The organism is Rhizobium sp. CG4, assembly GCF_023701965.1.
In the GTDB taxonomy this organism is placed as follows: domain Bacteria; phylum Pseudomonadota; class Alphaproteobacteria; order Rhizobiales; family Rhizobiaceae; genus Agrobacterium.
In genome coordinates, this window is the sequence record NZ_JABAEG010000001.1 from 331,816 (window position 1) to 348,297 (window position 16,482).

14 protein-coding genes and 1 other RNA gene are annotated in these 16,482 nt (G+C 55.7%); all 15 read right to left on the minus strand.

The features are described from left to right. The gene (gene ftsW, locus HGO37_RS01690) at window positions 1–1,152 is read right to left on the minus strand and encodes a putative lipid II flippase FtsW (protein ID WP_192488512.1); all 1,152 of its coding nucleotides are present in this window, start codon (window positions 1,150–1,152) and stop codon (window positions 1–3) included. Between the two features lie 4 nt (window positions 1,153–1,156). Beyond that, entirely contained in the window at window positions 1,157–2,566 is a 1,410-nt protein-coding gene (gene murD / locus HGO37_RS01695) for a UDP-N-acetylmuramoyl-L-alanine--D-glutamate ligase (RefSeq protein WP_250981877.1), read from the minus strand. A 4-nt stretch (window positions 2,567–2,570) separates the two neighbouring features. Next, entirely contained in the window at window positions 2,571–3,671 is a 1,101-nt protein-coding gene (gene mraY / locus HGO37_RS01700; protein WP_250981878.1) for a phospho-N-acetylmuramoyl-pentapeptide-transferase, read from the minus strand. 24 nt (window positions 3,672–3,695) lie between these two features. Further along, window positions 3,696–5,129 (minus strand): UDP-N-acetylmuramoylalanyl-D-glutamyl-2,6-diaminopimelate--D-alanyl-D-alanine ligase, encoded by a 1,434-nt coding sequence (locus HGO37_RS01705; RefSeq protein WP_250981879.1) that lies wholly within the window; start codon window positions 5,127–5,129, stop codon window positions 3,696–3,698. Next, on the minus strand, window positions 5,126–6,586 hold the full coding sequence (locus tag HGO37_RS01710) for a UDP-N-acetylmuramoyl-L-alanyl-D-glutamate--2,6-diaminopimelate ligase (protein ID WP_250981880.1): 1,461 nt from the start codon (window positions 6,584–6,586) through the stop codon (window positions 5,126–5,128). Before HGO37_RS01710 ends, HGO37_RS01705 begins: the two co-directional genes overlap by 4 nt. A 59-nt stretch (window positions 6,587–6,645) precedes the next feature. After that, complete coding sequence (locus tag HGO37_RS01715; protein WP_250981881.1) at window positions 6,646–8,385, minus strand: peptidoglycan D,D-transpeptidase FtsI family protein; 1,740 nt, start codon at window positions 8,383–8,385, stop codon at window positions 6,646–6,648. Continuing rightward, a complete protein-coding gene (gene ftsL, locus HGO37_RS01720) occupies window positions 8,385–8,873 on the minus strand; it encodes a cell division protein FtsL (RefSeq protein ID WP_192488506.1) in 489 nt (162 codons plus the stop codon). Before ftsL ends, HGO37_RS01715 begins: the two co-directional genes overlap by 1 nt. 1 nt (window position 8,874) lies before the next feature. Continuing rightward, window positions 8,875–9,900: a 16S rRNA (cytosine(1402)-N(4))-methyltransferase RsmH gene (gene rsmH / locus HGO37_RS01725; RefSeq protein WP_250981882.1), complete on the minus strand. Its 1,026-nt coding sequence runs from the start codon at window positions 9,898–9,900 to the stop codon at window positions 8,875–8,877. Between the two features lie 14 nt (window positions 9,901–9,914). Then, the gene (gene mraZ, locus HGO37_RS01730) at window positions 9,915–10,355 is read right to left on the minus strand and encodes a division/cell wall cluster transcriptional repressor MraZ (RefSeq protein WP_250981883.1); all 441 of its coding nucleotides are present in this window, start codon (window positions 10,353–10,355) and stop codon (window positions 9,915–9,917) included. Between the two features lie 405 nt (window positions 10,356–10,760). Then, window positions 10,761–11,157: RNase P RNA component class A (gene rnpB, locus HGO37_RS01735), an RNA gene on the minus strand. A gap of 94 nt (window positions 11,158–11,251) precedes the next feature. Next, window positions 11,252–12,448 (minus strand): FAD-dependent oxidoreductase, encoded by a 1,197-nt coding sequence (locus HGO37_RS01740; RefSeq protein WP_250981884.1) that lies wholly within the window; start codon window positions 12,446–12,448, stop codon window positions 11,252–11,254. An 81-nt stretch (window positions 12,449–12,529) separates the two neighbouring features. Continuing rightward, window positions 12,530–13,717, minus strand: coding sequence for an NAD(P)/FAD-dependent oxidoreductase (locus HGO37_RS01745; protein WP_250981885.1), 1,188 nt, complete (start codon window positions 13,715–13,717; stop codon window positions 12,530–12,532). A gap of 135 nt (window positions 13,718–13,852) precedes the next feature. Continuing rightward, entirely contained in the window at window positions 13,853–14,392 is a 540-nt protein-coding gene (locus HGO37_RS01750) for a lytic transglycosylase domain-containing protein (protein WP_192488501.1), read from the minus strand. 248 nt (window positions 14,393–14,640) lie between these two features. Further along, window positions 14,641–15,408 (minus strand): N-acetylmuramoyl-L-alanine amidase, encoded by a 768-nt coding sequence (locus tag HGO37_RS01755; protein ID WP_250981886.1) that lies wholly within the window; start codon window positions 15,406–15,408, stop codon window positions 14,641–14,643. Beyond that, on the minus strand, window positions 15,405–16,145 hold the full coding sequence (locus HGO37_RS01760; protein WP_250982385.1) for a J domain-containing protein: 741 nt from the start codon (window positions 16,143–16,145) through the stop codon (window positions 15,405–15,407). The genes HGO37_RS01755 and HGO37_RS01760 overlap by 4 nt, the downstream gene beginning before the upstream one ends. Between the last annotated feature and the right edge of the window lie 337 nt (window positions 16,146–16,482).

Consider the following 16,482-nt stretch of genomic DNA (forward strand, 5'->3'; position numbering starts at 1 on the left):
TTACTCCGCGGGCACTGCCCCTACGCGGAAAAAGCTGCGCTCCTGCGCACGCTTTTCCGGCCTGTGGCGCGTCAATGCCAGAAGGAAACCGGCGGTGACGCTGATTGCCATCATCGATGAACCACCATAGGAGATCAGCGGCAATGTCATACCCTTTGCAGGCATGAGTTCAAGATTAACGCCGATGTTGATCATCGACTGAATGCCGATCTGCAAGACAAGACCAGCCACCGCAAAGCGGGCGAAATCGTCTTTTTCCTTAAAGGCATGCGACAGACCGCGCAGCACGATGAAGGCAAAAATTACCACCAGAACCATGCAGAACAGAATACCGAATTCTTCCGCTGCAACGGAAAAGATAAAGTCGGTATGGCTGTCCGGGATGATGCGCTTAACCACGCCTTCACCCGGGCCCTGACCGAACCAGTTCCCGCGAATGATCGCCTCACGGGCGGTATCCACCTGGAACGTGTCACCCTCACCGGTCAAAAAGCGGTCGATACGACCGGCCACGTGCGGGAAAACGAAATAGGCCGATATGAAACCAGCAACACCCAGACCGCCAAGCAGGATGATCCACAGCCATGGAACGCCGGCCATGAAGAACATGCCGCCCCACACCGCGCTGGTCAGGATCGTCTGACCAAAGTCAGGCTGGGCAATCAGAAGAGCTGCAACAACACCGAAGGTGATGATGGCAAACAGGTTGCCTGGAATTTCCGGATGGCGTGCCCGTTCAGCAAACAGCCATGCGCAGACCACCACAAAGGCCGGCTTCATGAATTCGGACGGCTGGATCGAAAATGTGCCTACGGAAATCCAGCGGCGCGCACCCTTCACTTCCATGCCAAAGAACAGCGCAAAAATCATCATCAGCAGCGACGCGATCAACATGATGATCGCGACGCGGCGGATTTGACGCGGCGACAGGAAGGACAGGCCGACCATGATTGCAATTGACGGCAGGATGAATACCGCGTGTCGTTCAACGAAAAAAAAGCTGGTGAGACCGATACGCTCAGCCACCGCCGGAGATGCGGCGAAGGAAAGCATCAGGCCGATACCCATCAGCGCAATGAACGCGGCCAGGAAAAATCGGTCAATGGTCCAGAACCATTCGGCAACCGGACCTCGGTCAATACGGCTTACCATAGCGTCAGTTTCCCTTTCCAGAACCAATCAGCATTGTCACACCGTCAAGAGCAGCGACATGTGCAACGAACGCATCACCACGCACTTCAAAGTTCTTATACTGGTCGAAGCTTGCGCAAGCCGGTGATAACATCACGACATTGCCGGTATTTTCGTCTTTTTGCGCATCTGAAGCAGCGTGTTCGACAGCTTTATCCAGAGTGCCTGAAATTTCATAAGGAACCGTATCGCCTAGCGTCGCGGCAAATTCGGCCGCCGCCTCACCAATCAGGTAGGCTTTTGCGATGCGCGGAAACAGGCTGGACAGGCTGGAGATGCCACCGGATTTCGGCAGGCCACCGGCAATCCAATAGATGCGATCATAGCTCGACAGTGCTGGTGCTGCCGCATCGGCATTGGTTGCCTTGCTGTCATTGATAAAGGAAACGGACCCGCGGCGCGCCACCGGCTGCATGCGATGTTTGAGGCCGGGGAATGTCTTCAAGCCTGCACGAATGTCATCGGCACTGACGCCGACGGCAAGGCAGGCCGCAATCGCAGCTGCCGCATTCTGCGCATTGTGACTGCCGCGCAATGTCTGAACGCCATCAAGATCGACAAACAGCGACGACGTTCCACCCTGCGCCAGCATGATCTGGCTGTCCTGCGCATAAAGCCCTTCGGCCACCACATTGCGTTTGGAAATGCGCTGCACCTTGACACCAGCCCGTTCAACCCGGTCGGCTATCAATGCGCAGTAACTGTCATCAACCCCGATGACGGCAGTATTGCTGCCAGCAACCAGCCGCTCCTTTACTTCACCATAATGCTGGATGGTGCCATGACGGTCGAGGTGATCGGGTGTCAGGTTGAGGAGAAGACCGGCCGTCGGGTTTAGCGTCGGAGTAAGATCGATCTGGTAGGACGAGCACTCCACGACGTAGTAACGTTCTGCCTTTGGCGGATCGAGCGTCAGCACGGCGGTCCCGATATTGCCGCCAAGCTGCGTGTCACGGCCGCTCGCACGCAGAATATGGGCGATCAATGCCGTGGTGGTCGATTTGCCATTGGTACCGGTGATGGCAATGAATGGGCAATCGGGCGAATGCGCCCGGCGCTCACGCACGAACAGTTCCACGTCGCCAATGATTTCGACACCGGCGGCGCGCGCCAGCTCAACCGTCCAGTGCGGTTTGGGGTGTGTCAACGGCACGCCGGGAGCAAGAACAAAGGCCGCCAAAGACGGCCAATGAACAGTTCTGAGATCCGCAACGGTTATGCCTTCGGCCGCCGCCTTGGCTGTGCTGTCGGGATTGTCGTCATAGGCAACGACATCAGCCCCGCCAGCAACCAGCGCCTTTGCGGTGGCAAGGCCGGAACCGCCCAGACCGAACAGAGCGACCTTGCGACCCTTAAAAACCGTAACAGGGATCATGCCATCACCTCAACTTCAGTGTGGCAAGGCCGAGCATGGCAAGGCCAACGGCAATGATCCAGAAGCGAATAACGACCTGACTTTCGGTCCAGCCCTTTTTTTCGAAGTGGTGGTGGATTGGTGCCATCAGGAACACACGACGGCCGGTCTGCTTGAACCAGAATACCTGGATGATGACCGACAGGGTTTCCATAACAAACAGGCCACCGACGATGACCATGACAATCTCGTGTTTGGTGGCAACGGCCACAGAACCGATCAAGCCACCCAGTGCCAGCGAACCGGTGTCACCCATGAAGATAGCGGCAGGTGGTGCGTTGAACCACAAGAAGCCGAGACCGGCACCAATAACCGCACCAACGATAACGCCAAGCTCACCCGTGCCTGGCACGAAATTGATCTGCAGGTAGTTTGCAAAAACCGCATTACCAACCAGATAGGCAATCACGCCGAAGGTTGCAGCAGCAATCATTACCGGCACGATGGCGAGACCATCGAGACCATCGGTCAGGTTGACCGCGTTACCGGCGCCAACAATCACGAATGCACCAAACAGCACAAAGAAGTAGCCGATGTTGAGCACGAATTCCTTGAAGAACGGAAACGCGATCGAGGTACCGAGTGTCGGGTTGTGCGGGCTGGATGCCAGCGACATTTTCATCATGAAGAACACGGCAATCGCTGCGATGACAAATTCAATGCCCAGACGCGCCTTGCCGGAAAAACCCTTGTCGCTCTGCTTGGTCACCTTCAGGTAATCGTCGTAGAAACCGATGGCGCCAAATCCAAGCGTCACCATCAACACACTGACCACGTAAACGTTGGACAGGTCACCCCACAGCAGAGAGCCGCCGAGAATACCGGCCAGGATCATCAGGCCGCCCATGGTCGGCGTTCCCGCCTTCTTGAAATGGGTCTGCGGACCATCGGCGCGGATCGGCTGACCCTTGCCCTGCCTGACACGCAACGAGGCGATGATCGAAGGTCCGAAAATGAAGACGATCAGTGCGGAGGTAAACATGGCCGCACCGGCACGGAAGGTGATGTACCTGAACAGGTTGAAAATTTGAATATGGTCAGCCAGTTCGACAAGCCAGATCAGCATAATTGCCCTTTCAGCAAGGCAGTTTTAGTTTTGGGGTTCCGTGTCGGGGAATGGCGAATGCTTGTCAAGCAAAGCTGCAACGATCTTGCCGAAACCAATACCAAGAGACGATTTTAGCATCAGAATGTCGCCCGGCTGCACCGCAGTGGCGACGAATTCATTCAATTCCTGCGTGGTCTCAAACCAGAAGACGTTGACACTGTCAGGCAGTGCGTCGCGCAGATGCGCCATGGCTTCGCCAGCCAGCCAGACATTTTCAATGCCTGCCGCAAGCAAGGGACCAGCAAGATCTTCATGCACCTGCGCAGAAAACTCGCCCATTTCCAGCATGTCGCCCAACACGGCAACACGTCTGCCCTGCGCCTTGGCGTCGACGGTTGCAAGAACCGCAATGGCTGCCCTCATCGAAGCGGGGTTAGCATTGTAGCTCTCGTCAATCAACACGAAGGAACCATCACCAACCGTCAGGCGGTGGCGCTGTCCACGACCCTTGACGGCTTCTAGGCGACGAAGCGCAGAAACGGCATTTTCGAGATCAGCGCCACACAACAGCGCCACACCCAGTGCCGCCATGGCGTTGTCGGCAATATGGCGACCCGGCGCACCGATGCGCAATTCGCGGGTTTCGCCATTGATGATGGCCCATAACGTCGAACCGCTAGGGGTGTTTTCATAATCGGCCAGACGGAAATCCGCCTTGGCGTGCTGACCGAATGTGTAGATGTGTTCGACACCAGCCCTCTGGGCGGCTTCCTCAAGAAAATCGAACTGCGAGTTGTCACGGTTGAGAACAACCGCGCCACCGGGCTCAACGCCCTCAAAAATTTCGGCCTTGGCGGCCGCAATTTCTTCGAGGTCACGGAAGTTGCCCAAATGGGCCGCAGCAATGGTGGTGATGGTTGCCACATGCGGACGCACTAACTTTACCAGCGGACGAATTTCGCCAGGATGATTCATGCCGACTTCAAATACACCGAAATCACAATCGGCTGGCATACGCGCCAAGGTCAAAGGCACGCCCCAGTGATTGTTGAACGAGGCAACGGCGGCATGCACCTTGCCCGATGGCTCAAGTATCTGGCGCAGGATTTCCTTGGTTGTGGTCTTGCCGACCGAACCGGTCACAGCAATGATCTTGGCCTGGCTTCTGGCACGTGCCGCAATGCCGAGCTTGACCAAAGCAGCCAGTACGTCTTCCACCACGATCATTGGCACAGTCAGACGGCCGAGCGCCGGCAGCTTCGCCTCGCTGATAACAAGCAATCCGGCGCCATTGGCAACCGCAAAGCTGGCATAATCATGCCCGTCTACCCGGTCGCCCTTGATCGCAAAGAAGGCTTCACCGGGTTTGACCGTGCGGCTGTCGATGGAAATGCCGGTTATGCCGAGTGGCAAATTGCCGACCGGCCGTCCCGACATGACCGAAATCAATTCCTGCACTGTCCATAACCAGTTCAAAGCGACGTCTCCTCCAATGCACTGCGCACCTGTTGATGGTCCGAGAATGGTAGGACCGTCGTTCCGACGATCTGTCCCTCTTCATGACCCTTGCCAGCAACGATCAACGTGTCGCCGCTTTCCAGCATCGCCACCGCATGGCGAATGGCCTGCGCGCGGTCAGCAATTTCCAGCGCGCCGGGAGCCGCTGCCATGATTTCGGAACGAATTGTTTCGGGCACTTCCGAGCGCGGGTTATCGTCGGTCACGATCACCACATCCGAAAGACGTGAGGCAACCTCCCCCATGATCGGGCGCTTGCCCTTGTCGCGGTCACCACCGCAACCAAACACCACGACAATGCGGCCAGAGGTGAACGGCCGCACCGAGGTCAGCACGTTTTCAAGCGCGTCGGGCTTATGGGCATAATCCACGTAAGCAAGCGCACCATTTTTTGCATGACCGACCAACTCAAGGCGACCAGCCGCACCCACCAGCTTCTCCAGCGCGCGCAGCGCAACAGCAACCGGAACGCCGGTCGAGATCGCCAGACCAGCCGACACCAGCGCATTGGCGACCTGAAAATCACCGGCCAGCGGAATATCGACTTCGAAAATTTCGCCCTGATGATGAATTTCGATCATCTGCTTGTGGCGGAAATGTTCAACGCGCTTCAACGTCAGGAAGTTACCCTTGCGGCCAACGGTGCGCACATCAAGACCCGCACTTTCAGCAGCCTTGATGGCATGTTGCGACCAAGGATCGTCAGAGAAAATAACCGCAGGCTGGCCCTTTTCGAGCAAATCGCTAAACAGCCGCATCTTGGCGGCCATATAGTTTTCCATCGTCGGATGGTAATCCATATGATCACGGCCGAGATTGGTGAAGGCACCGGCAACCAGCTTCACGCCGTCGAGACGGTGCTGGTCGAGACCATGGCTGGATGCTTCCATAGCAGCGTGGGTTACACCTTCGCCAGCCAGTTCAGCCAGCAGCGCATGCAGCGATACCGGATCCGGCGTTGTCAGCGAACCATAGTCGGAACGGCTAGGCGAAATAACGCCGGTCGTGCCGATCTGCGCTGCCGCATAACCGGCTGCTGCCCAGATCTGGCGCGTGAAGGACGCAACGGAGGTTTTACCCGCAGTGCCGGTAACAGCCACCATGGTCTGCGGCTGCGCACCGTAAAAACGGGAGGCTGCCAGCGACAAATAGCGGCGAGGATTGGAAACGGCTAGAACCGGCACGGGCGCATCAGCCGGATGACCGGACAAAATGAGGGATGCACCCTTGGCAACAGCATCATTGATAAAGGCTGCGCCATCTGCCTTGGAGCCGGCAAGAGCGACAAATAAGCCGCCCGGCTCCATCTTACGGCTGTCGGCCGTGAGGGATTTGATTTCAAGCTCTCCGAGAGTGGAGCGCATAACTTCGTTCAGTTCCGGAAACTCTGTTCCGGACAGATCTCGCAATTTCATCGACTGTTTTCCGTCTTGTCCCCCGACTCGAATCGTCGGTTTATAGTAAGCTCTAACAATCAATAAGACACGAGCAAGGCCGAGCCATCCTCACCGAACTTTGGTTTCACACCGAGTATGGCTGCAGAACGGCTGATAATCTCTTTGACCATTGGTGCCGCAGTGTTACCGGCAAGCGCCGCCCCGTTGCCCTTGTCTGTCCTTGGTTCATCAATAAATGTCAGCACCACATATTGCGGATCGCTGATCGGGAATGCCGCAAGGAACGCGTTGAAGTTCTTGTCATGCGCGTAACGGCCGTTGACGACCTTGTCGGCCGTGCCGGTCTTACCGCCCACGTCAAAACCGTCGACACGCGCATTGCGGCCGGAACCCTTCGTGCCATTCCAGTCAAACAGGAAGCGCATGTCCTTGCTGGTCGATGGCTGAATGACCTGTGTTGCCACAGCATCGGCATCGGCGCGGCTTCTTGGCAGGAATGTCGGCTCGATCAGCTTGCCACCATTGACCAGTGCTGCACCGGCAACCGCCGTCTGCAACGGCGTTGTCGACACACCGTGACCAAAGGAAATCGTGATCGAATTGATCTTCTTCCATTCACGCGGCTGGGTTGGCATCGCCACCTCAGGCAATTCCGTCTTCATACGCGTCAACAGACCAAGCTTGGTCAGGAAGTCCTTATGGCCCTGAATACCCACAACGTCAGCCATCTTGGCCGTGCCGATGTTGGACGAATACTGGAAAATCTCAGGCACCGAGAGAACACGTCCCTTGCCGTGGAAGTCCTTGATGGTGAAGCCACCGATACGGATCGGCGCCGACGCATCAAAGCTGTCGGTAATCCGCACCTTGCCGGTGTCCAGCGCCATGGCTGTAGTGAAGGATTTAAATGTCGAACCCATTTCGAACGTACCGTTCGACATGCGGTTCAGCCAACCTTCCTTGGCGCCTTCAGCCGGATTGTTCGGATCATAATCCGGGGCGGATGCCATGCCGAGAACTTCGCCGGTATGGACATCCAGCACCACGGCACCGGCACCAATTGCTTCGGTTTTTGCGATCCAGCTGTAAATGACTTCGCGCAGGATTGCCTGGACGCGCAAATCGATGGACAGTTTGACCGGCTCAAGCGGCTGGTCGGTCGTCATGCCAAGCGCTGTCAGATCAGCCAGACCCTGGCTGTCGACGTAACGCTCCATGCCGGCAACACCACGGTTGTCGATATTGACGTGTCCGACAATGTGCGAGGCCGTTGCGCCACCCGGATAGAAGCGACGCTTTTCAGGACGGAAACCGATGCCGGGAATACCGAGTGCCAAAATCTGGCTCTGCTGCTTTGGTGTCAGCTGACGGCGCAGCCACTGGAAGCGCGAATTGGAAGAGAGCTTCTGGTAGGTGCCACGCGCATCGAGATCAGGCAGAACCGTTCTCAGCTTTTCAATGGCTTCATCGACATCAACAATACGGTGCGGTTCGGCAAACAGCGAAACGGTCCTGATGTCGGTTGCTAGCACTTCGCCGTTACGGTCCAGGAGGTCAGGACGTGATGCCATAAGCCGGTCGGCCGGTGCAATGCTGGAAACGATTTCCGGCTTTTCCATGCCGTACTGCACCAGACGTCCACCGATAACACAGTAAAAGGCCGTAAAGCTCAGCGCGATGATACCAACGCGGCTTTTGGCCTGCCCTGCCCGTTTTTTGCGTGCGCCTTCAAAGGCTGCATGATCGGTCACACCTCCAGTTGATACGGAGTAATGTGCCCGGCTTTTGTGAACCATGATACGGGAAAGAAATGACATCAGCGGTTCACCGATCCTGTTGTCGTTGTATCTACACCAAGTACGGAAGCACGCGGCTGCGGAACGGGAATGCCCTTAGAGGCCAGCCCGCCGGTTGTCGCGCCACGCGAAGCAAGTTTGGTATCGTTGGAGCCGGCAGTCGCCGAGGCAATCGCATCCTCGACACTCATGCCTTCCGGCTCTGGCGGCTGCGGCAACTGCGAGCGCAACATCGGCAGTTCACTCGGCTGTGCAAGCTGGGTCGACAATGTCGGAACCAGCTTCAACTCGTCACCATAAACCGTCACGAGGCGGTGCAGACGATTTGGCTGCGTCAGCAAGGCCCAGTCCGCGCGCAGAAGGTCAATCGTGTCCTTCTCCAGCTTGATTTCGGTTTCGAGCTTGCGAACCTCGGCCAGTTTTTCATCCGCACGATGTTTGATCGTATAGGTAACGACCGCTGCGGAAATCATGACGCCGACCAGAACGAGATCAAAAGTACGCAGCATGTCAGCCTCCCAGTTTTTCGAGGCTTGCCAGATCGGGCAACTCGAATATCGAGACATCCGCCTTTGGCGCCTTGGCTGCGGTGCGCACACCGGCTCGCAGCTTTGCGGAACGGGCACGTGGGTTCAATGCGGCTTCTTCTTCGGTGGCTGCAACCATCGGCTTGCCCAGCGCATCAAATATTGGAGACTTCTCTTCAACCATCGGCATGTGACGGGAGCCGGAAGCACGACCGGAACGATCGGCAAAGAACTTCTTGACGATACGGTCTTCCAGCGAATGGAACGTCACCACCACCAGTCGGCCGCCAGGCTTCAACGCCCGTTCGGCAGCAAACAGCGCCGAGGCAAGTTCACCAAGCTCATCATTGACGAATACACGCAGCGCCTGAAACACCCGCGTGGCAGGATGGATCTTGTCCTTGGCCTTGCGCGGGGTAACGATTTCAATCAGCCCGGCCAGATCGCGCGTGGTGCGGAAAGGTTCTTCGGCACGCTTCTTTTCGATGGCGCGCGCAATGCGACCCGCCTGCTTTTCCTCTCCGAGAAAACCGAAGATACGCGCCAGATCACCTGGCTTGCAGCGATTGACCACGTCAGCAGCTGATACGCCTGACGATGACATACGCATGTCGAGTGGGCCGTTTTTCTGAAAGGAGAAACCACGGTCGGCCTCATCGATCTGCATGGAAGACACGCCGATATCCAGAACCACGCCGTCAAGACCACCTTCCGGAGCATGGTGAGCAAGGTCTGAAAACCGTGACTGAATAAGAGTGAGGCGTCCGCCATTGGCTGCAACTTTTACCTGACCGGCAGCAATGGCATTCGGATCGCGATCAAGTGCGATCACCTCTGCGCCTTGATCTATAATCGCTTGGGTGTAGCCGCCTGCCCCGAATGTACCATCGAGAATAATCTTGCCGGGTTGCGGATCGAGAGCGACCAGCACTTCCTTCAACAAAACAGGAATATGACGAACGGTTTCGCCACCGGCATCATCAATGCCTTCGTCGGAATTCACTGTCATCTTGTTTCCCCGTATCAAACCGGACGCGTTACCGCAAAACTGCGCCCGGATCTTGCGGCCACCTGCGCTTCCTGAAAAGCATCCGGTTGCCAAAGCTGAAAATGGTCTGCTCGACCGACAAATGTGACCTCGGAGGAAATCCCGGTAAACTCCCGGATGAAATCCGTCACCATAAGCCGCCCTTCGGAATCGAGCTTCATAAAAACGCCGCCGCCGTGAACCAGCAACGACATCATGTTGGCCTCCGGCGAAAAAGCATCCATCGCCGAGATTTGCCGCTCGTAACGATCCAGCAAATCCGGCCCACCGACACTGATCGCCGGAAACGCGAAATCCTGCAGACAATACAATTCTTGAATACCGCGCACGGCCAGAACGGAACGAAATACCGAGGGAACGGAGACCCGTCCCTTTGTATCGATCTTGTTCGTGACGTTCGATAGAAAGCGGTTCATTGCCCGTCTCGTTTAAAACACCACCCGAAGGACGGACCAACCGCCCCGCAGGCCACACCGATACACACGACAACACGCCAGCCGTTAGAACAGCATGTTCCACAGCAGCCCCAAGGAGGCCTTCCGAAGATTTCAGCGATTGCGGGCCAGAAACACGACCCTTTGCGATGTGCATTTGGGATACCATGGGACACTATGGGCGTCAATGGGAGAAGCCAGCACAATACCGTCTTCCGCATCGTATATTCATAGACCGTTAAGTTTAATGAATGGTTTATGCGGCTTACGAAAGCGCAATCGAAACGGCGCACAAAATCGAGCCATAAACCACGATTTATTCATACATTTCAGTGCAATAACAGGAAAAGCGGAATCAAATCCGCAAAGGCCCTCATCAGGAGGAAAATCGCCAGTTGGCCTATAAGCCGGGTTTTGTATGGCACCGGTTTGACCCGGAACGTGGCAGCCATTCATCTGGGACGATGTTTGCACACCGCCTCTCGCAACCCACCCGGATGACTGGCCCGAAAACCGGCTGTAGGCGCTTGCGCGCCCCGCGTCATCCCTATTCGGTCTTGCTCCCGGTGGGGTTTACCTTGCCGCTTCTGTTACCAGTCGCGCGGTGGGCTCTTACCCCACCCTTTCACCCTTACCACGCATGCGTGGCGGTTTGCTCTCTGTGGCACTTTCCCTGGGGTCGCCCCCGCCGGACGTTATCCGGCACCGTGTTTCCGTGGAGCCCGGACTTTCCTCACCTTACCGTCTTTCGACATTGGTAAAGCGCGGCTGCCCGGCCAACTGGCATCGGCTCCTTAAACGGCTTTCGGCAGGAAAGCCACAGTGAAAAACACGAAAAGGCTGTAAAACCGGCAATCACTTGACGTCGCCGGTTAGCATCACATCGTTGCAAAGGCGGGTTTAAAGTCCGTGACATAGGCAGCATCATCGATCTGCCCCTCACGGACCAAGGTCGCACCCAGCCGCCCAATCTCGTCCGAGCTCTTGGCGGCCGTTCCACACCCACCCGTCAGCACGGCAATACGGGGGGACGACGTAAAGCCGATTGCCGGATACCCACCCGGCGTTTTCGACACCACGCAGGCACCTGTTGAAACACGTGACAAATCAACCGATGGCACAAGGCTCGCAACAATTGCCGTCAGATGATCCTGCGCAACCTGTCGCCCGCCAGAACGGAACCACTCACGCATGTCGGCATCACCGGAAACCAGCTTATCGTCAGGGTCACCGCCTATTTTGATGTAAACCTTGCCGTCTGGATAACGCACCGGCGGTAACATATAGATGTGCTTTGACGGATCGCTCGGCTCATAAATCAGCGATGGCATGCCGGAATAAGCATCCAGTTCGTCTTCGGGAATTTCAAAAAACGTCACCGTTCTTTTGTAGACATTGAGCTTCACAGGCTGCGGCAGCAGACCTTCCATGATCGAGAACCCACCGGCAGCCACCAGCACATTATCAGCGCGATATTCGTTGCCTTCGGCCGTTGTCACCACGGCGAAAGTGCCTTCGTCACGAACAGACACAGCCACTTCGCGCAGAACAGTAGCGCCAGCCTTTTCCGCCAGAGCGCTCTGCGCCTTCACCAGCGCGCGAGGATTGACGTATCCGGCATTTTTGGCCTCAAACACCCCCTCGCAACCCGCCTCAAAGGCGAAATAGGAAAAGTCCTTTGCCAGAGCAACATTGCTCAACAGCTGCGTTTCGACATTCAGTTTGGCAGCGGCATTGCAGATATTCTGGATAAATGAATTGCCGCCGCCACGCTTCGGCCCAACGACGAGGCATCCAACAGGAGCGTAAAATTCAACACCGCTTTCCCGTGCAATGTCACCGTAACGGGCGATAGAGCGATTTGCCATCAACGCCCAATCGGCATCGGGATCGATGGTGCGGGTTATGCGCGCTTCATCATAGTGACTGGCAAACACGCCCTGATGGGTCTTGGCGTCCTGAGGCTCATCGGGACCAATCACCGCAACGCCGTCGGTCTGCCGTGCCAGATATTTGGCAGCGGCGGCCCCCATCATGCCGCGACCAATGACGATATGCTTGAAATGTGCTGACATGCTGTTCCCTAATTATTTTAAATATGCGTCCCGCTTTTTGGATTCAGGATCAATACGTTCTAGCGATCCGCTGAATCAAAGTCAGACGAAAACCGGCGCCATTGCCGCGGCGAATTCACGCTCCTGCAGCGCTCCGTCAAATAACAGCTGCGCACCGAGCCTGCCAATTTCATCTGAGGATTTTGCCGCAACAAAATTGCCACCCGTCAGCACCGCGATATTGGGAGCATCCGTGTAACCGATATAGGGATATCCGGTTTTGGTAATCGATGCGACACAGGAGCCTGATGTGACCGGCGCACCAGCAAGATTAGGCATTAACGAAAGCGCACGCTTGGTCAGATAGTCGACCTCCGCAAGGTTTCCGTCCGACTGAAACCAGGAGACCGCATCACTGTGCGAAGAAAGCGCGCTCTTTTCCCCCTCGCCGCCGATCTTCAGATAGACCTTGCCATCCGGGTAGCGCACCGGCGGCAGGATATAGACGATATCGTCGTCATTATCGGCCAGCACGATGGTGGACGGCATATTCTTGAACAGCGCCTGTTTTGCCTCATCAAGCTCAAAGAACACGATGGTTCGGCCAGTCGCCGCCATGTCGACCGGGCGCGGCAAGATATCGGCCATATTGGTAAAACCACCGGCCGCCACTAGCACCTTTTCTGCCGTATAGCTGTTGCCATCGGCCGTTTCGACCAGCACATGCGAAGACATGTCATTGACGCGGATTGCCGTGTCCCGCAGCACCGAAACACCCTGCTTTTGCGCGACAGTCACCTGCGCCTTCACCAAGGCGCGCGGGTTCACATAACCGGCATTCTGCGCTTCGAAATATCCGTTATGAGCTGGCGGCAGCGTAAACATCGGAAAACGCGCCGGCATGGCGTCCGGCTTGACCGTCTCAATATCAAGATCAAGCCTGGAAGCTGTGGCAAATGCACGACGCACATAATCGGTATCGGAGATTGGTTCTTCGCCCGAGAACAGGCAGCCGACTTCACTGTAGAAGGAAATACCGCTGGCCACTTCGATTTCGGAATACCGGGCAAGAGATCGGACCGCGAGCGTTCCCCAAATCGGGTCGCCATCGAAACCGCGCGTGATACGGGCTTCATCATAATGGCTGGCAAAAACACCGGAATGGTTTTTACGGTTTGCTGGTTCTTCTGGACCAACCAGCGCAATGCCATCGGTCACTTGAGAAAGGTGGCGGGCTGCGGCTGCGCCCATCATGCCCGCACCTATGATTATGTATTTAAAGTCCGTCACTGCATTCTGCTCCATATTCCGGAAACAGAGCTACCATGATCGGCAGTCCGCCTGTCAACACATGATGTGTACGCCACAGGTGAACTCAAACGGCAAGAACACGACCGTTTGATTGACACGAACGTGAAAGGACAATCAACCTTCCAGAAGTGCCTGCACCTTACCACAGTAACGCTTGGAAACCGGGTTCATGCGTTTTGCGCCATGGCCTGCATTGTAACGCAAAATGGTGCCGCAGGTCTGGCCGCCGCCAAGCTGATGTGCCCGCGCGAGATATTCCATACCCCAGCGGATGTTGGTCTCAGGGTCGTAAAGGCCCTTTGCCGTACCGCGATAACCAAGCATACGCGCTGTTGCCGGCTTAATCTGCATCAGTCCAACTTCACCGGCACTGCCGCGGGCCTTTGGATTGAACTTGCTCTCGACGCTGACAACAGCATGAGCAAGACCAACAGGCACACCATATTTCTTGGCGTATTTGACGATGATCGGAGAGTAAGAATTGGTAAGAGCCGAAGGAACTGCCTTTTCCGGCATTGGATAACCGGGCTTACGGATCATGGTTTCAAGTGTAACGGTTTTGGTTTTCACCTTCTCATCACGGGCAAACGCAGATCCACCCTGTGCAACGAGCATGGCAATACATGCTGCACCGGCAACAACAACTCTTTTCATATTTAGAAAAATTCTCCAGACGTAAGACGGGAACGGCGCCACAGCGCAACAACTCACCTTGCGGAGTCCATCACGGATACTCCGGCTAAAAAAGTCTTACTTGTTGATATTCACGACAGTTGCTTAAATGAGCGTCCCACCGCAGTTCAATGGTGACGTTTAAACAGCCTATTAAGGATATACTGTGGCAACTCGGAAAAACTGATCTTCAAAGCCGCCAATTCAGGAACAAAACAACTGAAAAAAACTTAAACAGAGCGGTATTTTGGAAGTTCTGTTAAAAGCCTGTGCAGCGTGTCGATTGTCGAGAAATCGGCGATACCATCCACCCGCAGCGGACGAAAATGGCGCTGGAATGCAGCAACGACACCTTCTGTTTTTTCACAGAAAGACCCTGTAATTTCAACATTGTATCCGTAGAAGGACAGCATGGATTGCAGGGCCTCGACCGGTTGGCCAGCATCACCGCGCTGGAAAAAGCGTCCGCCAGTTACCGCACCCGGCTCCACCCAGTGCCCGACCCCGTTTTCATGCAGGACTTTCCAGGGGAAGTTTTCGCCTGGGTCAACCTTGCGAACCGGCGCGATATCAGAGTGCGCCAACACCCTTTCAGGCGCGATAGACCAGCGCTCGCCACAATCTCTACACAATTCGAAAACCGCTTTGATCTGTTCGGCAGGAAATGCGGGCAAGCCGCCGGTGTGGCCAGGATTGGCAATTTCAATGCCGATGGAGCGTGAATTGATATCGGTGGCACCAGCCCAGAAACTTTTGCCGGCATGCCATGCACGGCGCGCCTCTGGCACAAGCTGCACCACACGGCCGTCTTCGTGGACAAAGTAATGGCTGGAAACTTCGCTTTCCGGATTGCACAGCCAGGACAAGGCACCATCTGCGCTCGGCATACCCGTGTAATGAAGAATGATCATATCAGGCGGACAGTTATCTACCCGCTCGCCATGGTTAGGCGAAGGTGCGACGGATGCACCCATGTAATCCGGTGTAAAAGCAGTCATGCAGCGCGGCGTTCTTTCTCAATCGCCGCATAAGCGGCATTGAGTGCAGCCATACGTTCATTGGCAGCGGCATGCAACTCCATCGGCACGCCACGAGCAATCAAACGGTCCGGATGGTGTTCTGCCACCAGACTGCGGTAACGCTTGCGGATTTCAGTAAATGCGTCAGAGCGCGAAACACCAAGCACCCTGTAAGGGTCACGACCATCGAGATGAACGTGGCGGGCCATGATCGTTTCGAAATGGTCTTCGGTAATGTGGAAGATTTCCGCGATACGGCCAAGGAATGCCAGTTCGCGCTCATGGATCAGACCATCCGCCTTGGCGATATGGAAAAGACCGTCGATGACGCTTTCCAGCATCTGGCAATTGTCCTGCCCCGACCCACAAAGGCCAGCCAGACGCTCGGCATAGGCTTCATAACCGGCCACGTCCTGACGGGCGAGATTATAAAGACGGGCAACGTTTTGAGCTTCTTCTTCCGGAAAATCGAAAATCTGCCTGAAGGCGTTCACCTCGGCATCGTTGACGACACCATCAGCCTTGGCCATCTTGGCAGAGAGCGCGATGATCGCCACAGAAAATGATACTTTACGACGGGTTTCCGGGTCGCCTTCAAACAGCGTGCGGATGGCTTCCACCACGCGACCGAGCGTATTTCCCGCCACGTCGCCGATTGCACCGAGCAGCCGTTCCCACAGAGATGAAAGTTGCAGACAGGCGAAATCTATAATCATCATGCAGATTCACCAGATAATGCGCGAAAAATCAAGGTGTACAGCAACCCGCCAGTATTAAGTTTTATTCATCTTTGGTCGCGATGGAAGTGATGATCGAAACTGGCACACATGCGCAACCTGCCACAAGACGCAGCACGGACAAGGTTATCCACAGCCCGCCAAATGGCGCCACATCACCGTGATCAATTGAAACGATTATATTTGCCCTTGGCCGCAATCGCCTCCAAAAACCGGGCGAAACACCCGTTTTTCTTGATAAATTCACTTTACAGCCGATGCCTGCTGTCGCATCCATTTGCCCACAGACCAGATTTTCATGACCTAAAAGGAGTGC

Excerpts from the sequence above, each read along its gene's own strand:
- ftsW (WP_192488512.1), bottom strand. The coding sequence starts at position 1,152 with ATGGTAAGCCGTATTGACCGAGGTCCGGTTGCCGAATGGTTCTGGACC.
- murD (WP_250981877.1), bottom strand. The coding sequence starts at position 2,566 with ATGATCCCTGTTACGGTTTTTAAGGGTCGCAAGGTCGCTCTGTTCGGT.
- mraY (WP_250981878.1), bottom strand. The coding sequence starts at position 3,671 with ATGCTGATCTGGCTTGTCGAACTGGCTGACCATATTCAAATTTTCAAC.
- HGO37_RS01710 (WP_250981880.1), bottom strand. The coding sequence starts at position 6,586 with ATGAAATTGCGAGATCTGTCCGGAACAGAGTTTCCGGAACTGAACGAA.
- HGO37_RS01715 (WP_250981881.1), bottom strand. The coding sequence starts at position 8,385 with ATGTCATTTCTTTCCCGTATCATGGTTCACAAAAGCCGGGCACATTAC.
- ftsL (WP_192488506.1), bottom strand. The coding sequence starts at position 8,873 with ATGCTGCGTACTTTTGATCTCGTTCTGGTCGGCGTCATGATTTCCGCA.
- rsmH (WP_250981882.1), bottom strand. The coding sequence starts at position 9,900 with ATGACAGTGAATTCCGACGAAGGCATTGATGATGCCGGTGGCGAAACC.
- mraZ (WP_250981883.1), bottom strand. The coding sequence starts at position 10,355 with ATGAACCGCTTTCTATCGAACGTCACGAACAAGATCGATACAAAGGGA.
- HGO37_RS01740 (WP_250981884.1), bottom strand. The coding sequence starts at position 12,448 with ATGTCAGCACATTTCAAGCATATCGTCATTGGTCGCGGCATGATGGGG.
- HGO37_RS01750 (WP_192488501.1), bottom strand. The coding sequence starts at position 14,392 with ATGAAAAGAGTTGTTGTTGCCGGTGCAGCATGTATTGCCATGCTCGTT.
- HGO37_RS01755 (WP_250981886.1), bottom strand. The coding sequence starts at position 15,408 with ATGACTGCTTTTACACCGGATTACATGGGTGCATCCGTCGCACCTTCG.
- HGO37_RS01760 (WP_250982385.1), bottom strand. The coding sequence starts at position 16,145 with ATGATTATAGATTTCGCCTGTCTGCAACTTTCATCTCTGTGGGAACGG.